This window comes from Flavobacterium buctense (genome assembly GCF_014486695.1).
Taxonomy (GTDB): Bacteria; Bacteroidota; Bacteroidia; order Flavobacteriales; family Flavobacteriaceae; genus Flavobacterium; species Flavobacterium buctense.
This window is the reverse complement of record NZ_JACTAB010000002.1, coordinates 355702-372237: the sequence shown is the minus strand read 5'-3', so window position 1 is coordinate 372237 and position 16536 is coordinate 355702. Positions and strand designations below refer to the sequence as shown.

The window sequence follows — 16536 nt, the reverse complement described above, 5'->3', positions numbered from 1 at the left end:
CTGAATTTGATTCCAATAAAAAAAGCGACCCATTTAGGTCGCTTTTTTTATTTCTGTTCTTGTAAACCACCATCGTCTTTAAGAATAACCAATTTGGCTTTAACTCCGGTGGTTAGATTCCATTTATTAGTGGTTATCATACCTTTCTTTTGATCAAAAATTACAAATTGAGCTGTATTTGGACCCGATTCTCCTTGGTTTAACGCTTCTATTTCTATTTTGTTGATGCCTTCGTTTAAGTCTAAATAAACCTCTTTAAAATCTACTTCTAATAAAATTGCCTCGACAACGATTTTGTCATTGAGCCAAATTCTAACCAAATCACCATCAGGTGCTTCATGATCTCTACAAGCGATGCTTATAATTTTTGTCCCGGTTTTGAATTCGCCTAAAAAACTGTCACTTTTGAATTTTTCTAAAATTTCACCATCACTGCTTTTCTTATTCATTTTGTCGGTGTATGGTTTTGATGGATCGGCAAATTTCTCTTTCTCCATTATACCCTTTTCCTCTTCCGGTTTCTTTTTTAGTAAAGAAACACTTTCTAACAACTTGTCTTTCTTGTCAAAAATGCTGGGATAAGCAATCGATTTTGAAGAAGTTGGCGACACTTGCCCAGAAGGATTTGTAACGGGAGCTATTTTCAAAGTCTTTTTAGGTTGCTCAAATTGAGCAAAACCTTTAAAACTGACAATTAGTATAAATAATAGCGAAATAATGACTTTCATCGTAGTGCTTTTTGAATAGTGAAAATAATCAATCCTGTAAAAATTACTATTTTGTATTAACCTAACCTTAACAAATGATTATGAGGAAATTACTAATTTTATTAAGATTTTTGCATTTCTTAAAGCCAAATTTATGCCAAAAAATATTTTCATTCCTATCTTTTTAATATTATTAACGTTTCAACTCCATTCTCAACAAAAATATACCCTTAGTGGTTTAATTTCTGATGGAAGAAATAAAGAAACGTTAATTGGTGTTTCTCTATACATAGAAGAAACAAAAACCGGCTTGACCACCAATGAATATGGCTTTTATTCGATTACCTTACCCAAAGGAAATTATACTTTATCGATTAGTTATGTGGGTTACAAAACCGTAACAGAAACTATCAACCTTACCCAAGACACTCGAAAAAATTTCTTTATATCAGAAAGCAGTCAACAACTCGACGAAGTTGTAATTATACAAAATAACAAACGTGTAGATGTCCGAAAACCCGAAATGAGCGTCAACAAACTCACTATACAAGAGATTAAAGAAATGCCTGTGATATTTGGTGAAGTTGATGTCATCAAGTCGATTTTGACGCTACCCGGAGTTACTAATGCGGGCGAAGGGCAATCCGGTTTCAACGTTCGTGGTGGTGCTGCGGATCAAAATTTGGTATTATTAGACGAAGCCACCATCTATAACTCTTCCCACTTATTTGGACTATTTTCGGTTTTTAATCCGGATGCCATCAAAGATTTGAAGCTGTATAAAGGCGGGATTCCGGCCAGATATGGTGGAAGATTATCTTCGATTTTAGATATTTACCAAAAAGAAGGTAACAAAAATTCCTTTCATATGAATGGCGGCATCGGATTAATTTCAAGTAGAATTTTAGCCGAAGGACCAATCGTAAAAGGCAAAGGCTCCTTTGTTTTAGCCGGAAGAGGTTCTTATGCGCATCTCTTTCTAAAATTAGTTGACAATCCTAACTCAGCTTATTTTTATGATTTAAATACCAAATTAAGTTACTCTATCAATGAAAAAAACAATATTTATCTCTCCGGTTATTTTGGCAGAGATGTATTCCAATTGAATAATAATTTTGTAAACACTTATGGAAATACCGTGATTAATTTCAGATGGAATCATTTATTTTCAGATAAATTGTTTTCAAATATGTCGTTAATCTATTCTGATTATTACTATGGCCTTCGATTAGACTTCATTGGGTTTAATTGGGACAGCGGTATTAAAAACTATAATTTCAAATACGACTTCAAACATTATTTGACGGATAAATTTAAACTGACTTACGGTTTACAATCTAATTATTATGATTTTAATCCGGGTAAGATTGAACCGACTAACGAAGAATCAGGCATCAATGCTGATCAGTTGGATAAAAAGTATGCCCTGGAAAATGCTTTTTATGCAGATGCCGAACACCAAATTTCCAAAAACATTACACTTTCTTACGGCTTTCGAGTTAGTAATTTTTTACGATTGGGCCAACAAACATTGAATACTTATGCCAACAACCAACCGGTGACTTTTAATTCCGAATTTCAGATTTATGAAAGCGCCGAACCTATTGGAACCGTTAGCTATGGCAAAAACCAAACGATAGCCCAATTCAACAACATTGAACCTCGTTTTGCCGTTGCTTATACTTTAAATGATGACCAATCCATAAAGGCAAGTTACAACCGTATGTCACAATATTTGCATTTAATTTCCAATACACAATCGCCTACACCTTTAGACGTTTGGGCGCCAAGTGACCAATATTTAAAACCTCAGATTTTAGACCAAGTCGCTTTAGGCTATTTCCGAAATTTAAGCGATGATGTGTATTCGCTTGAAGTAGAAACTTTTTTCAAAAAAATCAAAAATCGAGTAGATTATATTGATGGTGCCAACTTGATAGCCAACGAAGCCATTGAAAGAGTCGTTTTAAACGGTAAAGCCAGAGCATACGGTTTAGAAGTTTTGTTCCGAAAAAACTCAGGGCGATTCAAAGGTTGGGTTTCCTATACCTTGTCAAGAACGGAACAACAAGTTGACGGCAGAACACCGGAAGAAACCGGAATCAATAACGGTGAATGGTATCGAACCGGCTTTGACAAACTGCACAATTTAGCCATAGTTGGCAATTACAAATTAAACGAAAAATGGCGCTTCAGTTCTAATTTTATTTTGCAAACCGGACAGCCTGTTACTTTTCCAACCGGTCAATATGAATACCAAGGCATCACCGTTCCTATTTTCAGTTCGCGAAACGAAAACAATTTACCCATGTACCATCGCTTAGATGTCTCAGCTACTTTGACACCAACCAAAAACAAAGGCAGAAAATGGCAAAGCGAATGGGTTTTTGGTATTTATAATATTTACAACAGAATGAATTCGGCTTCCATTACTTTCAGACAAAATCAAGAAACGGGCTCAAATGAAGCCCTACGTTTGTCTATTTTCGGCATTGTACCAAGTGCTACTTATAACATTAAATTCTAAATTTATGAAAAAGATAATATTCAGTTTATCCCTAGTTCTTTTTGCCTTCACTTCCTGCGAAAAAGTGATTGATGTTGATTTGTCCACTGCTGAACCAAGATTAGTGATTGAAGCCTCTATTCAATGGCTTAATGGAACTCCGGGCAATGAACAAATCGTGAAACTGTCTACTACTACAGACTATTTTTCCAACCAAATTCCACCGGTAACTGATGCAATAGTTTATATTACTAACAGTTCGAACGAGGTTTTCAATTTTGTTCAAGACACAGAAGAAGGAATATACAAATGCCTAAACTTTAATCCGGTTGTAAATGAAACTTACACTTTAACTGTCATTTATGAAGGAGAAACGTATACTTCTACTGAAAAACTTTTAAATACACCAACGGTAACCCGAATTGAGCAAGACGATGAAGGCGGAATTTTAGGCAATGAAATCGAAGTTAAATTCTTTTTTAATGATTTAATTAATGAAACCAATCATTATTTAGTGAGAATTGATGATCCCTATAAAGTCATCCCTGAATATGGTGTAATTGAAGATCGCTTTTTTCAAAACAACGAAATGTTCGGACTTTACTTCAGTGAAGATTTGAAACCCAACGATACTTTAAAATTCACATTAAACGGCGTTACGCTTAACTATTTCAATTATATGGACGTATTATTGGAACAAACCGGCTCTAATAATATGGGACCATTTTCTACACCAACCTCAACTCTAAGAGGAAATATAGTTAATCAGACGGATTTCAATAATTTTGCTTTAGGCTATTTCCGATTGAGTAAAACTGAAGTTACAGAATATATCATTCAATAAAAGTACGAAGTACGAAGTGTGAAGAGTTTTAGTTATTTTTACCACTTCGTACTTCTAACTTTTAACTTCGTACTTGTAAATGTCCTCACACCACATCGTTCGCGACGACCAAGAACCGGCTTTAATCATTGCCAATGGCGAAATGTGCAGCTCTGAATTGCTGGGACAATTGCTCGAATGGTCGCCATTAGTTATTGTACTCGATTCGGCAATTGAACGTGTGTTGGAATTAGGGATTAAAGTTGATGTATTGTTAGGCGATTTTGACCGCGGTTTTGACCCGGAACATTACAAAGAAAAACAATACCCAATCGAAATTGTGTACGCGCCCAACCAAGACAAAACCGATTTAGAAAAAGCTTTTGATTATTTAATCGAAAAAGGACACCAAGCGGCCAATGTTATTTGGGCCACCGGAAGACGAGCTGACCATACGATTACCAATTTAACCAATATCGTTGCTTACCGCAATAAATTAAAAGTCGTAATTCTCGACGACCATTCGAAAGTGTTTTTGTTGCCCAATACTTTTGAAAAATGGTACACGGCCAATACAATTCTTTCTTTGATTCCGATTGGAAAAGTGACGGGTATTTCCACCCAAAATCTTTTTTATTCGTTGACCAATGAAGATTTAACCATAGGTTACCGAACCGGAAGCAGCAATCACGTTACCACAGACGGCATCGTCACCATCACCCACACCGAAGGCGATTTATTGCTGATGGAATGTTGGGACTAAAAAAAACAACCCTTGAAAACACAAAATAGTTCAGAAAAAACAAGCTTCCATCCTAGAAATCCTCACCGATTTCGGTATGATTTTGAAGCTTTAATAAAAGCTAATCCGGATTTAAAAAACTTTGTACATACTAACGAACACTGCATAGAAACCATTGATTTCAGTAATCCTGAAGCGGTAAAAGCCTTGAACAAAGCTTTATTGGTTTCCCATTACGACATTCAAAATTGGGACATTCCAACTAATTATCTTTGTCCGCCCATTCCCGGAAGAGCGGATTACATTCATTACATCGCCGATTTATTGGCCACCTACAACAACGGAATCATTCCCGAAAGCGAAACTGTCGTAGGCTTAGACATTGGGATCGGAGCCAATTGCATTTATCCGATTATTGGAAACAGTGCTTATGGCTGGAGTTTTGTGGGAACCGACATTGACGAAAAAGCACTTCAAAACTGCAAAAAAATCATCGCTGATAATCCGATGTTGATTGAGGCCATTAGTCTGCAATTGCAAGTCGAGCCGAGATTTATTTTCAAAAATATCATTTTACCCGAAGACAAATTTGCCTTTACCATTTGCAATCCGCCGTTTCACAACTCACCAGAAGAAGCGGCGAAAAGTGCGTTGCGAAAAATGAATACTTTAAATGATAAAAAAACTTCAAATCCCATTTTAAACTTCGGTGGACAAAATGCAGAATTGTGGTGCAGTGGTGGCGAAATCGGATTCATCACCCAAATGATTTATGAAAGTGCCAAATATCCGCTACAATGCTTGTGGTTTACGACTTTGGTTTCCAAAAAAGACAATTTGAAAAGCATATACAAAACGTTAGGAAAAGTAGGCGCTGCCGACATCAAAACCATCGATATGGCGCAAGGCCAAAAGATTAGCAGAATTGTTGCTTGGACTTTTCTTTCGCCCAAACAACAAACTGAAATGATTAATTCGTTAAACCTATGAGTAATCCGAAAATAGAAATCCTTAAATCCGAAATCCTTTCCGATAATTGGTACATTCTTCGAAAAATCACTTATAATTATCTTAAAAAAGACGGCAATTGGGAAACCCAAATTCGCGAAGCTTATGACCGCGGGAATGGCGCTACGATTTTGCTTTATAACAAAGAAAGTAAAACCGTTATTCTAACGCGCCAATTCCGTTTGCCAACTTATGTAAACGGCAACGAAACCGGTATGATGATTGAAGCTTGCGCCGGATTATTAGACAAAGACAACGCCGAAGAATGTATTCGCAGAGAAACTGAAGAAGAAACCGGTTACCAAATTTCGGCAGTAGAAAAGTTGTTTGAAGTCTATATGTCGCCCGGTTCCGTAACCGAAATTGTACATTTCTTCGCAGCCGAATATACCAAAGACATGAAAGTCAACCACGGTGGTGGCATCCAAGAAGAACAAGAGAATATAGAAGTTTTAGAACTCGATTTTGACCAAGCTTACAACATGATTGCCTCAGGTGAAATCAAAGATGCTAAGACTATTATGCTTTTGCAACATGCGAAAATCAATCGTTTATTAGAATAAAAATAGTTGTAAACTTTGTAACTTAGCCACTCAGAACCTTAGCCACTCAGCCACTTAAAAAATGAAATTCCAAGTCGTATCCGAATACCAACCTACCGGCGATCAACCCCAAGCGATTGACAAACTCGTCAAAGGCATTGTTAGTGGTGAAAAGTACCAAACGCTTTTGGGTGTGACCGGTTCGGGGAAGACATTTACTATGGCGAATGTGATTCAGGAAGTGGAGAAACCGACTTTGGTTTTGGCACACAATAAAACCCTGGCAGCGCAGTTGTATTCTGAGTTTAAGCAATTCTTCCCTAACAATTCGGTGCAGTATTTTGTATCGTATTACGACTATTACCAACCCGAAGCTTACATTCCTGTTACCGGCGTTTTTATCGAAAAAGATTTGTCTATCAATGACGAATTAGAGAAACTGCGTTTGAGCACTACTTCTGCCCTATTATCAGGCCGTCGTGATGTGTTAGTAGTCGCTTCGGTTTCGTGTTTGTACGGTATCGGAAATCCGGTGGAGTTTCAAAAGAATGTGATTTCGATAGACAAAGGCCAAATCATTTCGCGCACCAAATTGTTGCATCGTTTGGTCCAAAGTTTATACTCGAGAACCGAAGTTGAATTCACTCCGGGAACCTTCAGAATTAAAGGCGACACCGTGGAAATTTTCCCGAGTTATGCCGATGAACCGTTTCGCGTGCATTTCTTTGGCGACGAAATTGAAGACATCGAGGCCTTTGACCCAAAGACTTCCAAAGTATTTGAACGCTACGAAAAACTGAATATTTATCCCGCCAATATGTTTGTAACGTCGCCTGATGTTTTACAAGCAGCGATTTGGGATATCCAACAAGATTTGGTGAAACAAGTCGATTATTTTAAAGAAATAGGCAAACATCTCGAAGCCAAACGCTTGGAAGAACGAACCAATTTCGATTTAGAAATGATACGCGAATTAGGGTATTGTTCGGGTATTGAAAATTATTCGCGCTACTTAGATCGCCGTCTTCCGGGCACGCGACCGTTCTGTTTGCTTGATTATTTTCCCGATGATTATTTGATGGTGGTGGATGAAAGTCACGTGACGATTTCTCAGGTTCACGCTATGTATGGCGGTGACCGAAGTCGGAAAGAGAATTTAGTCGAATACGGTTTCCGATTGCCCGCTGCTATGGACAACCGTCCGTTGAAGTTTGAGGAATTTGAAAGCATGCAAAACCAAGTCGTTTATGTTTCGGCCACGCCTGCCGATTATGAATTGCAAAAGTCCGAAGGGATTTATGTAGAGCAAGTCATTCGCCCAACGGGTTTATTGGACCCGATTATAGAAGTACGCCCAAGTTTGAACCAAATTGACGATTTAATCGAAGAAATACAGCAACGTTGTGAAGTTGATGAACGAGTTTTGGTTACGACATTAACCAAAAGAATGGCGGAAGAGTTGACGAAATATTTGGCCAAAGTATCCATTCGCTGTCGCTATATTCACTCGGATGTGGATACTTTGGAACGTGTAGAGATTATGCAGGATTTGCGCAAAGGACTGTTCGATGTATTGATTGGCGTAAACTTACTCCGTGAAGGATTGGATTTACCCGAAGTGTCATTGGTAGCGATTTTAGATGCCGATAAAGAAGGTTTTTTGCGCAGTCATCGTTCGTTGACCCAAACAGTAGGTCGTGCCGCGCGAAACGTGAATGGAAAAGCAATTTTATATGCTGATAAGATAACCAACAGCATGCAAAAAACGATAGACGAAACCAATTACCGTCGAGAAAAACAAAGTGCTTACAACACGCTTCATGGTTTAGTACCGAAAGCTTTGAACAAAAGTTTGGGCAATGCCTTGAGTAGTAATTCAGTTTCCACTCAATATTTTGAAGACAAAATCGCTAAAGCTGCCGAACCGGAGAGCTTATATTTATCCAAACCTGAAATAGAAAAGAAAATCCGAGATGCCCGAAAAGCGATGGAAAAAGCCGCCAAAGAATTAGACTTTATGCAAGCTGCCAAATACCGCGATGAAATTCAGGCATTGCAAAGCAAATTGGCCACTGCGTAATGAAAAGCATTTTTACCAATAAAACCGAAATCCCAACCGCAGCCCAACTTCAAGAAGCTTTGGGTGACACCTATGTGTATTGGCAAACTTTTGCGGAGTATACCAAAAAACTATATCCGGAAGCTACCGAAGAATGGTCTTTTACCAGTGAAAAATTTGGTTGGAGTTTCAGAATTAAAGACAAAAAAAGAGTGATTATTTACTTATTACCACGCGATCAATTCTTTAAAGTCGCTTTTGTTTTCGGCCAAAAAGCCACTGATGCAATTATAGCAAGTACTATAGCTGAATTGATAAAAACTGAACTTCAAGCTGCTAAAGTTTATGCCGAAGGAAGAGGCATTCGTATTGAAATTAAAGATGAAACTTTAGTGAACGACCTATTGAAATTAATTGAAATAAAAACAAAGCATTAAACAAAAAAGCGTCCCAAAAAAGGACGCCTTCATTTTCTCTTTTGATTACAAGATATCAATCAATCGCTTTGGTTTTGGTAAAGCTTCTTGTTTTTTGGGTAAGGTGATATACAAAACACCATTCTCATAATTCGCATTAATATCTTCTGTGTTAACGGTTTCAGGCAAAGTAAAAGCTCTTCTAAAAGCACTATAATTGAACTCTCTTCGGGTATACCTTCCGTGGTCGTCTTTTTGTTCGTTCTCTGTTTTTACTTCAGAAGAAATGGTCAAAACATTGTGGTCAATTTCAATCACAAAATCGTCTTTACCTTTTCCGGGAGCAGCCAATTCTAGACTGTAATTAGTATCAGTTTCTTTGATGTTAACCGCTGGTAGATTGGTTTGTAAATTTTGGAAACCACCAAACCAGTCAGGTTTCAAAAACTCATCAATGATAGATGGAAAGTTGTTGTAATTTCTTTTAACTAAGTTCATGGATGTAAAATTTAATGTTAAACTTATTTTGATTACAACCAAAAAAACAAAAGCTGTACCAAGTCGATTTTTTGGGTCAATTTGGCAAAAGAAAAGGTATTAAAAATGAAATTTTGTCGGATTTAAGAATTCTTTAACTGACTAAATATCAGTTTAACTGCTCTTGAAACACTTCGAGCAAAAATTCCGGCGAAATCATTTTGGTAGGTGAGATTTCCATGGCTTTCAATACCCGTTTGATGGCATGAGGATTCAATCCCATGTTGATACCAATTTCGTGTATTTTAATCTGTTCGCGTTCGTGCAATACCCCATCACAATGCATTAACAAAGCCAAACGATAAAATTGTTGGATACGTTCAAACTCCGTTTTTATTACAGTCGGATAATTTTCATGATGAAACAAAGCTTTAAAATCTTCTTGGGTAACCTGAAGTTCATCGGCAATCATAGTCAAAAAAAGAAATTCTCTTTCGTGAAGTCTTCCATCTACGACAGAAAATGCAATCATTTCTGCCAATAACGCTAATTTTTCTTCGTATTTGTTCATCACTAAATTATTTTTTTTCGCTAAAATATGCTTTTTTGTCAAATGTTAATCATTTATTTTTATCATTGATAGCTTTGCAATTTTAGTTAATTTTACATTTTTAAAATCGGAATGACATGAAAATATTAAAAATTTTACTCATTTGTTTTCTCTTTTTTACTACCGGAGTCAATGCTCAATTCGGCAATCCCAATGGTACACAGGGTATGAATAGAAATAACCGAATGCCAAGTACGCAAAGTACGCCAAAAGAACCAACACCGGCGGAGATTGAAAAAAACAGAACTGCTCAAGTAGACCGTTACATGGCTACCTTGAAAACCGACTTATCACTCGACGAGTTGCAATATATTGCTATTAAGAATGAAATGATTAACAGTAGTAAACGAATGGATATTGTACTTAAAAGTGACTATTCGGACGAAGAAAAAAATGCCGAAATGAAATCCATTCAAGAAACAATGGAAAAAAACATATTGAGTTATCTGAATCCATCTCAGAAAGAAAAATTTGCTTTGCTAAAAACTCAAAAGCCTGAGAAAAAGAAGAAAAAGAATCGTGGCAATGTCGAACAGAGTGGCTCTAAAGAAGAGGAAAAAGAAACCGATTCAAATAATTAATTACTTTGAAATTCATTTTCATTTTCCTGTTTAGCTTTGTTTTCTGTCAGTTAGTTGCTCAGGAAAGCACTGCGAGTAAACAAGTTTCAACTTTTACTATTGAAGCACCACAACTCAAAAGCACTAAGAAAATTTGGGTGTATTTGCCCAAAGATTATTCGGTTTCCGCCAAAAAATACCCGGTCATTTACATGCATGACGCTCAAAATTTATTCGATGCTAAAACCTCTTATGTAGGCGAATGGAATGTAGATGAAACTTTAGACAGTATCAATGCGCAAGTTATAGTCATTGGAATTGAGCATGGTGGTGACAAACGGATGGAAGAATTAACCCCTTATCCGCATCCGAAATACGCCGGTGGCAAAGCGGATATCTATTTAGATTTCATTGTAAAAACTTTAAAACCTAAAGTTGACTCTACCTACCGCACCAAAACCACGGCCAAAAACACAGCCATTATGGGTAGTTCTTTGGGTGGATTAGTTTCGTTTTACGCTGCATTAAAATATCCGGAAGTATTTGGAGAAGTCGGTTGCTTCTCGCCTTCTTTTTGGTTTAATCGAAAAGAGATGAATGAGTTAATGGCTAAGACGGAAGATTTTAAAACCAAAATTTATTTTTTATGTGGAGACAATGAAGGCGATGCTGATGTAATTCCCGATCTGGAAACTGTTGAAAAATGGGTAAATACCAAGCGTTGTGAATGTAAAAAACTAAACAAAAAAGTAATCGTAGAAGGCGGAGAACACAACGAAAAATTGTGGCGAGAAAATTTTAAAAAGGCGTACCTTTGGCTGTTTTAAAGTACGAAGTAAGAAATACGTAGTACAAAGTAAAATTTAGAAGATGAACAACAACGATATATTTAAAAAACTACGCGTAGCATTACAACTGCGCGATGACCAAATAGTAGAAATCATGCAATTGGTGGATTTCAGAATTTCTGCGGCCGAATTGGGTGCTTTTTTTCGCAATGCCGATCACCCGAAATACATGGATTGTGGCGATCAAGTATTGCGTAATTTCCTAAATGGATTGGTAATTCATTTGCGTGGTACCAAAGAAGAACCGAAAAATGCTATGGAGGTAATTAAACAAAACCAAGCCGAGGTTAAGAAAAATGTTTCAGAAAAGCCTAAAACAGAGTTCAAGCCAAAACCTAAAACAGATTCCAAGAAAAAGCCTTTTAATCCTAAAGACAAAAAGAAAGCGCCGAAAGTGCAAGTGGTGGAGAAAGTCCAATATAAAAACGGTAAAAACAAAAAATCCTGAGCTTAAACTCAGGATTTTTTTTATTCCATTCTTAATCGTTTCTGTTCTCTGGCGAGTAACGTATTCTTCAACAACATCGCAATCGTCATGGGTCCAACACCACCCGGAACCGGCGTGATATAGGACGCTTTTTTGGATACAAATTCAAAATCTACATCGCCTGTAATTCTATAACCTCTTGGATCAGTGTCATCGGCAACACGTGTGATACCTACGTCAATTACTACAGCATCGTCTTTAATCATTTCAGCTTTTAGATAATTCGGCACACCTAAAGCCGTGATGATAATATCCGCTTGCGTTGTGATTTGTGCTATGTTTTTAGTATAACTGTGCGTCAAGGTAACTGTTGAATTTCCGGGAAAACCTTTTCTGCCCATCAAAATACTCATTGGTCGACCCACTATGTGGCTTCTTCCGATTACAACTGTATGTTTTCCTTTAGTCTCTACATTATATCGTTCCAATAACTCTAAGATACCAAATGGCGTTGCCGGAATAAAAGTCGTCATATCCAAAGCCATTTTTCCGAAATTTTCAGGGTGAAAACCATCCACATCTTTGCTTGGGTCAATCGCCATCAAAACCCTTTGGGTATCAATTTGCTCCGGTAAAGGCAACTGAACAATAAATCCATCGATATCATCATTTTCATTGAGTTCCTTAATTTTTATCAACAATTCTGTTTCCGAAGTGGTGCTAGGCATTTTCACTAAAGTCGATTCAAAACCTACCAATTCACAGGCTTTTACTTTGCTACCAACATAAGTCAAACTCGCGCCGTCATTCCCCACAATTACTGCAGCCAAATGCGGTACTTTTTCACCATTAGCTTTCATTTTATTCACTTCAGCCGTGATTTCTGTCTTGATGTCGTTGGAGACTTTCTTTCCGTCTAATAATTCCATGTAGTTAATTTGTTGTGTTATTATAAAAAAATAAGACGCGATAAATCGCGTCTCAACATTATCTCATTCCTTTCATGCCGCCCATCATGCGCATTAAATTTTTACCTCCGCCACCTTGCATCATCTTCATCATTTTGCTCATTTGGTCGAATTGTTTTAGCAATTGGTTTACTTGCTCTATTTTGGTTCCGGAACCTTTGGCGATTCTGGTTTTTCTTTTCATGTCAATAACTGCCGGTTTGGTTCTTTCCAAAGGCGTCATCGAGTGAATAATTGCTTCAATATGTTTGAAAGCATCGTCTTCAATTTCTACATCTTTCAATGCTTTTCCGGCACCGGGAATCATTCCGACTAAGTCTTTCATGTTACCCATTTTTTTCACTTGTTGGATTTGGACTAAGAAATCATCGAAACCGAATTCGTTTTTGGCGATTTTCTTTTGGAGTTTTCTCGCTTCTTCTTCATCGTATTGTTCTTGTGCTCTTTCCACTAAGGAAACCACGTCACCCATTCCGAGAATTCTTTCCGCCATACGCGAAGGATAGAATACATCAATGGCTTCCATTTTTTCTCCGGTTCCGATGAATTTGATGGGTTTATCTACTACCGATTTAATCGAAATCGCCGCTCCACCACGAGTATCACCGTCTAATTTGGTTAAAATTACCCCGTCAAAATTTAATCGGTCATTGAAAGCTTTTGCGGTATTCACGGCATCTTGTCCGGTCATCGAATCGACTACGAACAAAGTTTCTTGAGGCTTTATAGCGGCATGCACATTGGCAATTTCGTTCATCATTTCCTCGTCGATAGCCAAACGTCCTGCGGTATCCACAATGACAACATTAAAGCCATTTGATTTAGCATATTGAATTGCATTTTGCGCAATAGCGACCGCATTTTTATTTTCAGGCTCAGAATAGACTTCAACGCCAATTTGATCACCAACCACGTGCAACTGATTAATCGCCGCAGGACGATAAATATCACAAGCTACCAATAATGGTTTTTTATTCTTTTTTGTTTTTAAATAATTAGCCAACTTTCCGGAGAATGTAGTTTTACCAGAACCTTGTAAACCAGACATCAATATAATTGATGGTGTTCCGGACAAGTTAATTCCTGTGGCTTCGCCTCCCATTAATTCGGTCAATTCGTCTTTAACGATTTTAACCATCAATTGTCCCGGTTGTAAAGTCGTTAATACATTTTCACCGATGGCTTTGTCTTTAACTCTTGTGGTAAAATCTTTGGCAATTTTAAAATTAACGTCGGCATCAAGTAAAGCACGACGAACTTCTTTTAAAGTTTCGGCTACATTGACTTCGGTGATTTTTCCATGTCCTTTTAGGATATGTAATGCTTTATCTAGTTTATCACTTAAATTATTGAACATAATGGTATGCTTTGTTTTAATGAAGTGCAAATTTAAGGATTTGATTTAGAACTTCTATGATTGAACATATAAAAAAAACCATCCTTATTACAAGGATGGTTTACTATCAATTTCAATTTTTAGAATCAAACTTAATTCTTGGTAAATACCAAAGTATCGGTTCCGCCATTTCCTCCACTTACATCAATTAAAGAAATTGTGGTAGCAGTATAGGAAACTATATCCCAATCGTCAGTTAGGTCTGCGAAATTAGCCGGTGAAGCAAATGCTATATTAAAATCTAAATCGCTACTTGGACTATCATCATTACTGTCATCAGAGGTAACCGACCAAGTTCCGGTGTATGCATTAGTTCCATTGGTAGCGTTTAAAACATTACCACTGGCAAAAGTAAAATTGTAGCCGGTAAAATGATTGGTTTCATCATTGCCTGAATCTACATAACTGGTAACTCTCCAAGTTCCATTCGTTGCGGTATTGATAACCGGCGTTGGATCTTGTGAAGAAGAAGAACTATCATCGTCAGAACTGCACATGGATGCCACATTTAACATAAAAAGGCAAAAAAGGGCTGGGATTAAAATTAATTTTTTCATTGTTTTAAATATTGGTTAGGTTACTATTATTTTTTAAAAAATTGACTATTAAGATTAGTATAAAAAAAATCGAAATCCATATTGAAAATTGGTGAACCCAATAGGTCATTTTACTTTTGTCGTTGCTGCTAAAAGGCTTGTAATTGCTTTTTACATCCAATTCAGTTTCCATAAATTTTTGATGCCAAAACTTCATAAACAATACTTTTTTAATTTTTAGTAAACGTTAAATAATCCGTACTACCATCACCACCACTAACATCTTTGAGTCGGATTTGTGTATTAGAAAACTCAATTATTCTCCAGTCATCTTCAATTTCATCTAAATCAGTTCCGTTAAAAATAAGGTCTAATTTATTTTGTCCACTGTCTACAAAAGTGCTCCAAGTTCCATTAGTAGTTATCCCACCATTCAAAGCTATGGATGTTCCGTTGCTATTGAAAGTAAAAGTATAACCGGTAAAATCATCTGTTTCATTATCATCGTCTTCATAATAATAGGAAATATACCAAGTTCCTGAAGTCAAGACGCTTATAAATGCTGTATTTCCTGATCCGCCGCTACCGCCTGAATTATCATCGTCACAATCATCTATGGAATCGTCTATAAAATTTTCTAACTCATTATTTGAATTAATAACGATTGTTTGTCCATTAGAATTCACCGCGGAAATAGGATAATTGATAGCTACAAAAACATTGCTTCCTAAGTTGCTCAAAAAATTAAAAAGGTTGCTATTGCTTGTAATAGTTACGGTATTAGCTAACTGATTATTACTATCATAGATATTGAGAGTGATTGGGTAAACCAATGTAATGCAATCAATTTCATCAAAACCATCATCATCGCCACAGTTATCTAAAACATCGTCTAAATCATCTGCATCTTGTAGCACTTGGGTTTGAAAATTTTGATAACGTATTGTTATCGGATAAACAAAATTGACCAAATCATCATCATCTGAAAATTCCTCTATTGCATCCTGAACAGTTTGATAATCCGCTTGGTCAGTTACTGTTATTTGCTGACCGTTTACAATAACTGTAACCGGCAATTGAACACTGAAACAACTTGAATTGTCTAATATATTGTCTAAAGCGGTTGGGTTTTGGGTAGTTCGTGATAACAAATCTGCTATAGGTGAACCCAACACAAAACTTTCAGTGTTGTCTTGAATTATAGTCTCTTCTTCATTTTGGCAACTGCCAGAGAAAAAAATTATAAAGCCAAAAATTAAGTATCGCAGCATTTTCATAAGAGTATAATATTTGATTTGAAGTTAAAACAATCATTGGTAAAATTACCCTACTTTAATTGAAAAAAATAATTATTTTTACCAAAAGACTAAGCCACAAAATTGTATGTCAAAAGAGGAGTTATCAGGTATTTGCAAAGAAACCATTTTTTCCGGCTTTTTTAACAGCCATGCCAAAGCGTTACGAAATTTTCTTTATTACAAATTTGGCAACGAAGACCAAGCCGAAGATGTTACCCAAGAAGCTTTTATCAAATTGTGGCAAAACTGTGCTGATGTTCCTATCGAAAAAGCCAAATCTTATATTTATACTATAGCGAACAATGCTTCTTTAAATGTGATTGCTCACCAGAAAGTAGTTCTAAATTATGCTAAAAGTTCTCCAAATAAAGATCGAACTAACGAAAGTCCGGATTTTATATTAGAAGAAGACGAGTTCAAAACCAAACTATTAACGGCTATTGAAAAGCTTAACGAAACGCAACGTGTTGCTTTTTTAATGCATCGAATTGACGGAAAAAAATATGCAGAAATTGCTGCTGAATTAGAGATTTCAGTAAAAGCGGTTGAAAAACGGATTCATTTGGCTTTGTTAGAATTGCGAAAAGAGTTTGATCATTTTAAGTAGGGTAAA

Annotated in this window: 18 protein-coding genes; 11 read left to right on the top strand and 7 right to left on the bottom strand. The window is 36.6% G+C overall.

What is annotated here, in order from left to right; translation table 11 throughout:
• Nucleotides 1–47: 47 nt before the first annotated feature.
• Nucleotides 48–728: a hypothetical protein gene (locus tag ICG50_RS05625; RefSeq protein ID WP_187659928.1), complete on the bottom strand. Its 681-nt coding sequence runs from the start codon at nt 726–728 to the stop codon at nt 48–50.
• Nucleotides 729–861: 133 nt separating this feature from the next.
• Here ICG50_RS05625 and ICG50_RS05620 point away from each other — a divergent pair, with 133 nt between their 5' ends.
• The 7 genes from ICG50_RS05620 (at nt 862) to ICG50_RS05590 (ending at nt 8824) form a co-directional block, all read left to right on the top strand.
• Nucleotides 862–3234: a TonB-dependent receptor gene (locus tag ICG50_RS05620; RefSeq protein WP_187659927.1), complete on the top strand. Its 2373-nt coding sequence runs from the start codon at nt 862–864 to the stop codon at nt 3232–3234.
• A gap of 4 nt (nt 3235–3238) precedes the next feature.
• Nucleotides 3239–4057: a DUF4249 family protein gene (locus ICG50_RS05615; protein WP_187659926.1), complete on the top strand. Its 819-nt coding sequence runs from the start codon at nt 3239–3241 to the stop codon at nt 4055–4057.
• 79 nt (nt 4058–4136) lie between these two features.
• On the top strand, nt 4137–4799 hold the full coding sequence (locus ICG50_RS05610; RefSeq protein ID WP_187659925.1) for a thiamine diphosphokinase: 663 nt from the start codon (nt 4137–4139) through the stop codon (nt 4797–4799).
• A gap of 12 nt (nt 4800–4811) precedes the next feature.
• The gene (gene rlmF, locus ICG50_RS05605; protein ID WP_187659924.1) at nt 4812–5768 is read left to right on the top strand and encodes a 23S rRNA (adenine(1618)-N(6))-methyltransferase RlmF; all 957 of its coding nucleotides are present in this window, start codon (nt 4812–4814) and stop codon (nt 5766–5768) included.
• A complete protein-coding gene (gene nudK / locus ICG50_RS05600; protein WP_187659923.1) occupies nt 5765–6349 on the top strand; it encodes a GDP-mannose pyrophosphatase NudK in 585 nt (194 codons plus the stop codon). The genes rlmF and nudK overlap by 4 nt, the downstream gene beginning before the upstream one ends.
• A gap of 61 nt (nt 6350–6410) precedes the next feature.
• Nucleotides 6411–8408 (top strand): excinuclease ABC subunit UvrB, encoded by a 1998-nt coding sequence (gene uvrB / locus ICG50_RS05595; RefSeq protein ID WP_187659922.1) that lies wholly within the window; start codon nt 6411–6413, stop codon nt 8406–8408.
• Nucleotides 8408–8824 carry a DUF3788 family protein gene (locus ICG50_RS05590; RefSeq protein ID WP_187659921.1) on the top strand — a complete coding sequence of 139 codons (417 nt, stop codon included), beginning with the start codon at nt 8408–8410 and terminating at the stop codon, nt 8822–8824. The genes uvrB and ICG50_RS05590 overlap by 1 nt, the downstream gene beginning before the upstream one ends.
• A gap of 45 nt (nt 8825–8869) precedes the next feature.
• On the opposite strand, the gene ICG50_RS05585 is transcribed toward ICG50_RS05590, so the two are convergent.
• Nucleotides 8870–9301 carry an Hsp20/alpha crystallin family protein gene (locus tag ICG50_RS05585; protein WP_187659920.1) on the bottom strand — a complete coding sequence of 144 codons (432 nt, stop codon included), beginning with the start codon at nt 9299–9301 and terminating at the stop codon, nt 8870–8872.
• A 148-nt stretch (nt 9302–9449) separates the two neighbouring features.
• Nucleotides 9450–9851, bottom strand: coding sequence for a tellurite resistance TerB family protein (locus ICG50_RS05580; RefSeq protein WP_187659919.1), 402 nt, complete (start codon nt 9849–9851; stop codon nt 9450–9452).
• 116 nt (nt 9852–9967) lie between these two features.
• Between ICG50_RS05580 and ICG50_RS05575 the strand changes: the two genes are divergently transcribed.
• From ICG50_RS05575 to ICG50_RS05565, 3 genes are read left to right on the top strand one after another with little or no spacing between them, the layout of a single operon-like run.
• Entirely contained in the window at nt 9968–10471 is a 504-nt protein-coding gene (locus ICG50_RS05575; RefSeq protein WP_187659918.1) for a hypothetical protein, read from the top strand.
• Nucleotides 10471–11277, top strand: a complete 807-nt coding sequence (locus ICG50_RS05570; protein ID WP_187659974.1) for an alpha/beta hydrolase-fold protein — start codon at nt 10471–10473, stop codon at nt 11275–11277. The genes ICG50_RS05575 and ICG50_RS05570 overlap by 1 nt, the downstream gene beginning before the upstream one ends.
• A gap of 43 nt (nt 11278–11320) precedes the next feature.
• Entirely contained in the window at nt 11321–11746 is a 426-nt protein-coding gene (locus ICG50_RS05565; protein ID WP_187659917.1) for a DUF1456 family protein, read from the top strand.
• A gap of 20 nt (nt 11747–11766) precedes the next feature.
• On the opposite strand, the gene ICG50_RS05560 is transcribed toward ICG50_RS05565, so the two are convergent.
• The 4 genes from ICG50_RS05560 to ICG50_RS05545 all read right to left on the bottom strand — a co-directional run bounded on the left by ICG50_RS05560 (nt 11767) and on the right by ICG50_RS05545 (nt 15902).
• Nucleotides 11767–12654 (bottom strand): bifunctional 5,10-methylenetetrahydrofolate dehydrogenase/5,10-methenyltetrahydrofolate cyclohydrolase, encoded by an 888-nt coding sequence (locus ICG50_RS05560; RefSeq protein WP_187659916.1) that lies wholly within the window; start codon nt 12652–12654, stop codon nt 11767–11769.
• A 58-nt stretch (nt 12655–12712) separates the two neighbouring features.
• On the bottom strand, nt 12713–14050 hold the full coding sequence (gene ffh, locus ICG50_RS05555) for a signal recognition particle protein (RefSeq protein WP_187659915.1): 1338 nt from the start codon (nt 14048–14050) through the stop codon (nt 12713–12715).
• 131 nt (nt 14051–14181) lie between these two features.
• Nucleotides 14182–14646, bottom strand: coding sequence for a hypothetical protein (locus tag ICG50_RS05550; protein WP_187659914.1), 465 nt, complete (start codon nt 14644–14646; stop codon nt 14182–14184).
• Nucleotides 14647–14855: 209 nt separating this feature from the next.
• Nucleotides 14856–15902 carry a hypothetical protein gene (locus ICG50_RS05545; RefSeq protein ID WP_187659913.1) on the bottom strand — a complete coding sequence of 349 codons (1047 nt, stop codon included), beginning with the start codon at nt 15900–15902 and terminating at the stop codon, nt 14856–14858.
• A 106-nt stretch (nt 15903–16008) separates the two neighbouring features.
• On the opposite strand from ICG50_RS05545, the gene ICG50_RS05540 reads away from it, so the two are divergent.
• A complete protein-coding gene (locus tag ICG50_RS05540; RefSeq protein ID WP_187659912.1) occupies nt 16009–16530 on the top strand; it encodes an RNA polymerase sigma factor in 522 nt (173 codons plus the stop codon).
• The last annotated feature ends 6 nt before the right edge of the window (nt 16531–16536 follow it).

What these genes read in the sequence shown, in the direction of transcription:
- ICG50_RS05620 (WP_187659927.1), top strand. Translation starts at nt 862, where the DNA reads ATGCCAAAAAATATTTTCATTCCTATCTTTTTAATATTATTAACGTTT.
- ffh (WP_187659915.1), bottom strand. Translation starts at nt 14,050, where the DNA reads ATGTTCAATAATTTAAGTGATAAACTAGATAAAGCATTACATATCCTA.
- ICG50_RS05625 (WP_187659928.1), bottom strand. Translation starts at nt 728, where the DNA reads ATGAAAGTCATTATTTCGCTATTATTTATACTAATTGTCAGTTTTAAA.
- ICG50_RS05550 (WP_187659914.1), bottom strand. Translation starts at nt 14,646, where the DNA reads ATGAAAAAATTAATTTTAATCCCAGCCCTTTTTTGCCTTTTTATGTTA.
- nudK (WP_187659923.1), top strand. Translation starts at nt 5,765, where the DNA reads ATGAGTAATCCGAAAATAGAAATCCTTAAATCCGAAATCCTTTCCGAT.
- ICG50_RS05545 (WP_187659913.1), bottom strand. Translation starts at nt 15,902, where the DNA reads ATGAAAATGCTGCGATACTTAATTTTTGGCTTTATAATTTTTTTCTCT.
- uvrB (WP_187659922.1), top strand. Translation starts at nt 6,411, where the DNA reads ATGAAATTCCAAGTCGTATCCGAATACCAACCTACCGGCGATCAACCC.
- ICG50_RS05565 (WP_187659917.1), top strand. Translation starts at nt 11,321, where the DNA reads ATGAACAACAACGATATATTTAAAAAACTACGCGTAGCATTACAACTG.
- ICG50_RS05590 (WP_187659921.1), top strand. Translation starts at nt 8,408, where the DNA reads ATGAAAAGCATTTTTACCAATAAAACCGAAATCCCAACCGCAGCCCAA.
- ICG50_RS05540 (WP_187659912.1), top strand. Translation starts at nt 16,009, where the DNA reads ATGTCAAAAGAGGAGTTATCAGGTATTTGCAAAGAAACCATTTTTTCC.
- ICG50_RS05575 (WP_187659918.1), top strand. Translation starts at nt 9,968, where the DNA reads ATGAAAATATTAAAAATTTTACTCATTTGTTTTCTCTTTTTTACTACC.
- ICG50_RS05610 (WP_187659925.1), top strand. Translation starts at nt 4,137, where the DNA reads ATGTCCTCACACCACATCGTTCGCGACGACCAAGAACCGGCTTTAATC.
- ICG50_RS05615 (WP_187659926.1), top strand. Translation starts at nt 3,239, where the DNA reads ATGAAAAAGATAATATTCAGTTTATCCCTAGTTCTTTTTGCCTTCACT.
- ICG50_RS05560 (WP_187659916.1), bottom strand. Translation starts at nt 12,654, where the DNA reads ATGGAATTATTAGACGGAAAGAAAGTCTCCAACGACATCAAGACAGAA.
- ICG50_RS05585 (WP_187659920.1), bottom strand. Translation starts at nt 9,301, where the DNA reads ATGAACTTAGTTAAAAGAAATTACAACAACTTTCCATCTATCATTGAT.
- ICG50_RS05580 (WP_187659919.1), bottom strand. Translation starts at nt 9,851, where the DNA reads ATGAACAAATACGAAGAAAAATTAGCGTTATTGGCAGAAATGATTGCA.